This window comes from uncultured Sphingomonas sp., assembly GCF_936927845.1.
GTDB lineage: Bacteria > Pseudomonadota > Alphaproteobacteria > Sphingomonadales > Sphingomonadaceae > Sphingomonas.
On the sequence record NZ_CAKZHV010000048.1, the window covers coordinates 1 to 7658 of the forward strand.

The window sequence follows — 7658 nt, forward strand, 5'->3', positions numbered from 1 at the left end:
CAATAATCGCGGCATCGCTGATGCCAATCGCTGCCGGCGCGGCAGCACAGGACGTCGCCATGACGTTCGATGCGGCAAGCCGACGCCTGGAGACGACCTCGCCAGCGCTGGCGGCCGCCGACCATGCAGAAGATGCGGCGCGCGAAACGGCAGCCGCGGTAGCGACGCTCAGGCGTCCGGTCGTTACCGCGTCGGCGCAGTACATTGAATATCAGAAGACGCTGGCGGTCGATCTGACCGGACAGAAAGAGGATGCGCGCGATGCGACGCAGGATTTCCTGTCCGGCATCCCGATGACCGTCCCGCCTGCGTTTCAGCAGATTGCATCCGACATCGTGGGCAGGATCGGGCAGGCTTTGCCCGGCCTGTTTACCGCGATCCCCGACCAGCTGAGCTATCGCTACCGTGACGATGTGTTCCGTCCAACGGTGCAGGGGGTACTGCCGCTCTATTCCGGCGGAGCGATACCTGCGATCCAGCGCGGCGCCCGCGCAGCCGCTGAGATCGCCGCGGCGCGCGCGGCGCAAGGGCGCGACCTCGCGCAGCTCAACCTCATCCGCGTCTATTTCGGCGAACAGGCCGCTGCGGCGCTCGCCGCGTCGGCGCGGGAAAGCCGCGACGCACTCGACCGGCTGCTGTCGGACGTTCGCAAAATGGAGGCCGCGGGGGTCGTTGCTCACGCGCGCACGCTCGAGGCGCAGGTCGCGCGCGACAGCGCCGAGCGAACCTGGCAGCGCGCCGCGATCGCCCACGATGGCGCCCGGGACGACCTTGCCCGCCTGCTTGAGGTGGACAGGGTACGCCCCACCACCGGTCTCTTTGTCGTCAGTCATCCGCTTGCGCCCGCGGGCAGCTTCACCGGCGGCGAGGCAAGATTACCACAGACGCGGCAGGCCGACGCGGCAGGTGCGGTCGCCCGCGCCGGCGTGGATCTTGCGAGATCGCGCTACCGCCCGCAGGCGTTCGCGTTCGGCGAATACAATCTCAACCGATCGAATGCATTGCCGACCGAGCCTGACTGGGTGGCCGGAGTCGGCGTGCGCTACACATTGCTGTCCAACGTCGATCGTCGCCATGCCCTGAACGCAGCAAAGGCAAACGCCGCGGCCGCCGACGATGCCGCGCGTGAAGCGCGCAAGAGCGCGATTACCGCGACGTTGCGCGCGTGGGATCTGGTCGAATCGGCACGGCGCGCCTTTCTGCTGACCGACAGTTCGCTCGCGGCTGCACAGGAGAATTTGCGAGTGCAGGAGATTGCGTTCCGCGAGGGAGAAGCAACGATGACCGCGGTGCTGGCCGCGGAAGCCGCCCTTGCCACGGCCCGCACGCAGCGGGCGGCGATCGCCTATGAATATGACCTCGCGCTGGCGGCGCTCCTGTCGGCATCGGGCCAACTCGATACGTTCGCGGATCATATCGCCGGCGCCGACATCCATCTGCCCACGGATGCCCGCCCATGACCGATCCGGCAGTCGACGTCGATCCTGCCGCCCCCTCGCGCCGCGCGCGCTGGTTGCTGTGGATCGGCATCGCCGTCGTCGTCGTGATCGTCGGCCTCGGGCTGTGGCTGGCGAGCCGTCCCGCGCCCGAACAATGGCAAGGCGAGGTGGAGGCAGATGAGATCAATGTTGCCACCAAGGCGCTGGCTCGTGTGGAGACGCTGGCGGTGGACGAGGGCGACCGGGTCCGCCGCGGGCAGGTGATGGCGATCCTGTCGGCGCCGGAGATCGATGGTGGTCAGCAGCAGGCGCAGGCGGCGCTCGACAGCGCACGGGCGCTGCAATCGGTGGCGATCGAGGGGGCCAGGGCGGAAGACCTGACCTCGTTGCGTTCCACCTGGCTGGCCGCACAGGCGACGGCCGACCTAGCCGCGGTGTCGAGCCGCCGTGCCGACACGCTTTATGCGCAAGGTGTTATCGCCGCGCAGCGCCGCGACGAGGCTCATGCCGCGCGCGACAGCACCGGCCGTGCGGCGGAGGCGACAAAGGCCCAGTACGACAAGGCACGCGCCGGCATCAGGCCGCAAAATCGCGCGATCGCCGACGCGCAGGTCCGCGCCGCCGGAGCCGCGACCGCGACCGCTGCCGCACTGGAGCGCGAGAAGCGGCTCGTGTCTCCGATCGACGGCGAGGTGTCACGCCGGTTGCTGCGCCCCGGCGAGATCGTGAGCCCGATCCTGCCAGCGTTTCAGGTGATCGACGTCGATCACCCGCACGTTGCGTTGACCGTGCGCGAAGATGCCTATCACGGACTGACGCCCGGTCGCCTTCTCGTCGGCCACGTCCCGGCGCTCGGCCGCGACCTACGGTTCCGGATCAGCCACATTGCGCCGCAGGGCAGTTTCGCGACATGGCGCGCCACGCGCCAGTCGCGCGGCTATGACGTCCGCGCGTTCGAGGTCACGCTGAAACCCGAAGGCGGGGCGCAAGGGTTGCGGCCGGGCATGAGCGTCCTGTTCGAACCACCGGCGTGACGCCCGCGATGGTCACCGTGTATAATGCGTGCCGGGCCGAATGGGGCCGCATCATTTCGACGCCTGTCGATCTGGCGTTGCTGACCGTCATGCCGCTGATGTTGCTCGGCGCGATGGCGGCGATGCTCTCTGCCGGATCGCCGCACCATTTGCCTACTGTCATCGTAGACCGCGATGGCGGTGTATTCGCCCGGCGGATCGTGCGCGCCATCGACGCCTCCCCAGGCTTGCAGATCGTGGGCCGGGTGCCCGACGTTGCTGCCGCGGTAACGATGATGCGGCGCGAACAGGCGGTCGCCGCCGTGGTGATCCCCCGGGGCGTCGGGACCCGTAATGCCGGTCGCGCCCCGGTCGAGATATTCCATCAGGCGGCGTTCCTGTCGACGGGGGCACTCGCGGCGACGAACCTGCGCGTTGCAGTCGCCGCCACGCTGGCGCAGTACGGGGCGTCCACCCACGGCGTGGCGGGACTGGCCGCGATCGATCCGGCGTTGCTGCCCGGCGTGCAGGTGACGGTGCTCGGCAATCCATCGCTCAGCCTGGAATGGTACCTAGGACTGCTGCTGGGCCCGGGGGTGTTGCACCTGCTGATCGCGGTTGCCTGCGTGGGAAGCATCGGGGTGCTGATGAACGATGGCTCGTTCGCCGCGTTCGCCGTACGGGGTGGCGTTGCGGCAACGCTGGCCGGGCGGCTTTCTCCTCATGTGATTGCGGGAACGTTCTGGGGTGTTGCGTGGCTGCTATGGCTCACGCTCGCACAAGGCTATCGCGCAGACGGATCGCTGCTGCTGATCGTGGCGGGGCAAGCATTGCTGTTCGTCGCCACCGCGGCGGTCGCGCTATTGCTCGTCGCTGCAACGCGCAGCATTGCCACCGCCTTGTCGGGCGCTGTCATCGTTGCGGGATCGGCGCTCGCCTATTCGGGCGCTTCGCTGCCGATCGATGGCGCGGGCCTGTTCGCGCGGGTCTGGCACCAGGTGTTGCCGCTGACCCACTACATGACGCTGCAGATGGATCAGGTGCTTGGTGCCTCCGCCGGGCCGTTCCTGAAGGCAGCGGGAACGCTGCTGCTGTATCCGCTGGTCGCAGGCGGCCTGGGCATAATCCTTATCCGCCGTGACCGGGAAGGCCGATGACGTTTCGCGCGGCTCTCGAACACACGCTATTGACGATCGTCACGACGCGCGATCTCCTATCGCTCGCGATATTGTCGGTGCTGCTCTATGCCTTCTACTATCCAGCGCCCTATGCGCACCAGTCCGCCCGCGCGCTGCCCGTGGTGGTTGTGAACGGCGACGGCGGGACCGCCGCGCGCCGCCTGCTCGACGATCTTGGCGAAACGCGCAGCGTCCGCGTCGTCGGCGAGGTTCCCGACATGGTCGCAGCGCGCGGTGCCGTGCGTGACCGGAAGGCGGACGGCATCCTGCTGATCTCGCGCGATTTTACCGGCGGCGCGCTGACGGGTAGAGGTACGGCGGGCATCGCATTGTGGCTGAACGGGACGTATCTGCTGCGTGCGCAGAGCATCGGCACCGGCGTCGCCGCGACGCTGGCCGGCGCGATCGACCGCTGGCGCGCGGCGCAAGGCGGTGCCCGGCTTGCGGCGATGCCGACGATCCTTGTCCACCCGTTGTTCAACACCACGCTCGGCTACCGCGACTACATTTTCCCGGCGGTCGCCAACATCATCCTGCAGCAGACGCTACTGCTCGCCTGCGCCCGGCTGATGGCGGAACGCCAACGCCGCAGGGAACGGCGGATGTCCGTCGCAGCCGCGCTTGGCATGTGGGCGGCATGCACCCTTGTCGGCGTGCTGTCCGCCTTGCTCTATTTCGGAATGATCTATTGGATCCAGGATATCCCGCACGCTGGGGCGCTGCCAGCGCTCCTCGTCGCAGTTCCTGTCTTTGCGGCAACCGTGGCGGCGCTCGGGCTGTTGCTGGGTAAGTTGTTCAACAGCGGCGACGATGCATTGAAGATCCTGTTGCCGACATCTGTGCCGCTCGTGTTTCTAGCGGGTTTTGCCTGGCCACTCCACGCAATGCCGGGCTGGCTTTCTGCGCTCGCCTGGTTTTCCCCCGCCACCTGCGCCATGCATATTTTCGTTCCTTTAAATCAGATGGGTGCAAGCTTGGAGGACGTATTTGGTCCACTGGCCAAGCTTATGGCACTCTTGGCGCTTTATGGAGGGCTGAATATCTGGAGTAGCACCAACAGCGCGCGTTGAATTTTTCAACAGCCACGTCCGGTTGTGACACCTGTTCTCTCCGGCAGCATTCTCAACGGCTTACAGGTGTCGAAATCCTGTGTCAGAACCGAAGGACGGGGTTGGCTATGCGGAGATCCCGCAGTGACGCCGAGAATCTCGCTTCGCAGCCTAGCGCCTTTCCCGATGAACGATATAAGTCAAACCACCACGATCGGCGGGTGGGACCGGTTTGAAACTCAGCCGCCCTGCTGGGACGGAGTCGCCCTGGAGCGATGGAGTGCGGTCACGCGCTTGACGTGAGCAATGCTGCATCCGGCGAGTTCCGCAGTTTTCGCGATGCTCATGCCCGCCTCGCGCAGACCTACGATGCGGCGATGGTGAGCGAGGTCGGGCTTTCGGCCGGTGTACCGCCCTGCCCTCTTGGCGATCTCGATCCCCTCGCGCTGCCGCTCGCGCCTGGTCTCGTAGTCGTCGCGCGCCGTCTGTAGCGCTACCCGCAGCAGCATGTCCTGCATCGCCTCCAGCACGATGCGCGCCACGCCCGCGCTGTCGGCTACCAGTTTGGACAGGTCCACGATGCCCGGCACCGCCAGGCGCGCCCCCCTGCCGCGGATCGTCTCCACCAGCAGCTCGGCCTCCGCCAGCGGCAGGCGGCTGATGCGGTCGATCTTCTCGGCCACCACCACCTCGCCCGGCTGCAGGTCCGCCACCATGCGCAGGAGCTCCGGCCGGTCGGGCCGCGCGCCGGACGCCTTCTCCCGGTACACGGCCGCCACGTAGAAGCCGGCCGCCCGCGCGCCGGCGACGATGCTCTCCTGCCGCGTCAGGTCCTGCTCGTCCGTGCTCACCCGCAGGTACACCCGCGCCGCCCTCACCTCGCTGCCTGCCACGTGCTCATCACTCCCGCCCGGCGTGCTTGGGTATACCCGGATGAGCGGGTGGCCATCTATCGACGCCGGGATTAGCGTAACCGAGAACGGATCGAGACTATCTTAATCATTCTCCATGAACGGCCTAGCTGCGCGTTCAGCTTGGAGTAAAAGCTTCGGCCGGGAGCCTTTCTCGTCGTGCAGCGGCCGATCGGAGCACGCTGCCCTCCCCTCGCTTTCCCGCAAACGATCCCAATCGGGAAAGGGGACAGAGCGATTGTGTCGGACCTCTTTGGTTCAGGCAGTCACGTTGGCGCTGTCGCCCCCCGTTACGGCGAGGCTCGTACCCGACACCATCGAAGCGCCTTCCGATGCCAGGAAGACGATTGCCGGCGCCATCGCGTCGGGTTCCAGCCACGGCACGCCCAGCGGCAGTTTGGCGGCAAGCGCCTCCGCGGCCGTCTTCTCGTCCTTGGCTTCATCGCCGGTGGGTCGCTTACCGCCGCTCTCGATCGCCTGTGCGTAGCGATCCTCGTGACGCGTCAGGGCGGTATCGATGAGACCGGGCACGAGCGCGTTGACGGTGATCTTGTGTCTGCCGAGTTCGAGCGCAGCCGACTTCATCAGCCCAAGGATGCCCCACTTCGACGCCGAGTAGCTCGCGCCGTTGAGCGTCCCATGCTGGCCCTGCGTGGACGAGGTGACGATGATCCGGCCGCCGCCACGGTCGACCAGCGCGGGAGCGAAGGCGCGAACAGCATTCGCCGTGCCGTTCAGGTTGTTGTCGATCTGGTCGTGCCAGTCGGCGTCGTCCATTTCGAGCAGCGGTTTGAACGCCTGGATGCCGGCGTTGGCGAACAGGATGTCGATCCCACCGAACGCCGACACAATCTCGTCACGCGCCGCGCGCAACGCACCAAGGTCGCGTTGGTCAGCGACGATCGCGTGCCAACGATGGCCCGCCTTGGCTACCAGCAACCCGGTGTCGTCGAGGTTGCCTCTCGTTGCTGCCGGAAAGGTGTCGATCGGGCTGGCGGCGGCACACAGATCGATGCCGATCACGTCCGCTCCAGCTTCTGCGAGTGCGATGGCGGCGCAGCGGCCGATGCCACGTGCTGCGCCGGTGACGACAGCAACCTTGCCCGCCAGGGCGTCGGAGGCGAACGTCGGCATCACTTTAGCCCCTTCTTGCTGGCGATAACGACGCGGCCGAGCTTGCCGGGAAGGTTCTCGAATTGCTCGATCGAGCCGCCGAACACCGCGGCCAGAACGTCGGCGGGCATCGCTTTGAAGGACTGGACGAGACCGATGTCATCGTCCGGCTCCATCGAGGACGCATTGAACACGATAAGGACCAGCAGATCCTCAGTATCGCTCGCGTTCTCGAAATAATGAAAATGGCCTTGTGGGGCGAAAATCATGTCGCCCTTTCCCGCTTCGAATGGACCGTCCTGCGCCGAATTCGGCCCCACGAAGGTCCAGCGGACGCGACCCTGGAGGACGAAGTTCATCTCCCAGGCGTAGGGGTGCCAATGCGGCTCGCGTACGCCGCCAGGCGCGAGCCGCGCGATGTAGCACGCCCCCTGCTGTCCCTTCAGGATAGGCCAGTTGTGCTCGTGTCCGCCTTGCAGACCGCCGCCGTCGAACACATTGGCAGGTGCTTCAGCCAGATGAAATAGGTGCGGATGGTCAGCATCCACCCCGCCGGCCGGCTTGTCACCTGCAAGCTCCGGCGCTGCTCCGGGATCACTCCAAGCGGCGCTGCCCACTCCTGGACCTTCGGATGGCGACGACACGGAAGGATCGTCCTTGCCGCTGTCGTGCCCATGCGGACGGTGACGGAAGTCAGCGTCGGTATCGGGTTGCGTAGCGCCCTCGGGTGGGCTCGCGTTCGGCATGGAGTAGGTTCCTTTGCGAAGGGATCATTGCACCGCCCAAGGACAAGCTTGAGTCTTGAGGTACATAATCGCCAGCACGTCATATCGAGCCGAACAAACGTGCAATTGGCTTCAGCGACAGATGCAGGACGCCCGTGCGATGGGCATTCTGCCTTGAGCAGCCCCCACCGGGTGGTCCGGGTAGATAGTTAGTGCATTGTCGTCTCCGC

General features: G+C 66.4%; 7 protein-coding genes. 4 read left to right on the plus strand and 3 right to left on the minus strand.

Annotation, left to right across the window (positions count from 1 at the left end; translation table 11 throughout):
• The 4 genes from Q0579_RS07025 to Q0579_RS07040 form a co-directional block, all read left to right on the plus strand.
• A partial coding sequence (locus Q0579_RS07025) for a TolC family protein (protein WP_366522274.1) occupies positions 1–1460 on the plus strand: 1460 nt, incomplete at its 5' end.
• A complete protein-coding gene (locus Q0579_RS07030; protein WP_174195218.1) occupies positions 1457–2473 on the plus strand; it encodes an efflux RND transporter periplasmic adaptor subunit in 1017 nt (338 codons plus the stop codon). The genes Q0579_RS07025 and Q0579_RS07030, both read left to right, overlap by 4 nt.
• An 8-nt stretch (positions 2474–2481) precedes the next feature.
• Positions 2482–3609 (plus strand): ABC transporter permease, encoded by a 1128-nt coding sequence (locus tag Q0579_RS07035; RefSeq protein WP_298810531.1) that lies wholly within the window; start codon positions 2482–2484, stop codon positions 3607–3609.
• On the plus strand, positions 3606–4700 hold the full coding sequence (locus tag Q0579_RS07040) for an ABC transporter permease (protein WP_063690355.1): 1095 nt from the start codon (positions 3606–3608) through the stop codon (positions 4698–4700). The genes Q0579_RS07035 and Q0579_RS07040 overlap by 4 nt, the downstream gene beginning before the upstream one ends.
• A 218-nt stretch (positions 4701–4918) precedes the next feature.
• On the opposite strand, the gene Q0579_RS07045 is transcribed toward Q0579_RS07040, so the two are convergent.
• The 3 genes from Q0579_RS07045 to Q0579_RS07055 all read right to left on the minus strand — a co-directional run bounded on the left by Q0579_RS07045 (position 4919) and on the right by Q0579_RS07055 (position 7449).
• Entirely contained in the window at positions 4919–5557 is a 639-nt protein-coding gene (locus Q0579_RS07045) for a recombinase family protein (protein ID WP_298810532.1), read from the minus strand.
• 291 nt (positions 5558–5848) lie between these two features.
• Positions 5849–6724, minus strand: a complete 876-nt coding sequence (locus tag Q0579_RS07050; protein WP_298810529.1) for an SDR family NAD(P)-dependent oxidoreductase — start codon at positions 6722–6724, stop codon at positions 5849–5851.
• Positions 6724–7449, minus strand: a complete 726-nt coding sequence (locus tag Q0579_RS07055; protein ID WP_298810530.1) for a cupin domain-containing protein — start codon at positions 7447–7449, stop codon at positions 6724–6726. Before Q0579_RS07055 ends, Q0579_RS07050 begins: the two co-directional genes overlap by 1 nt.
• Positions 7450–7658 lie beyond the last annotated feature (209 nt).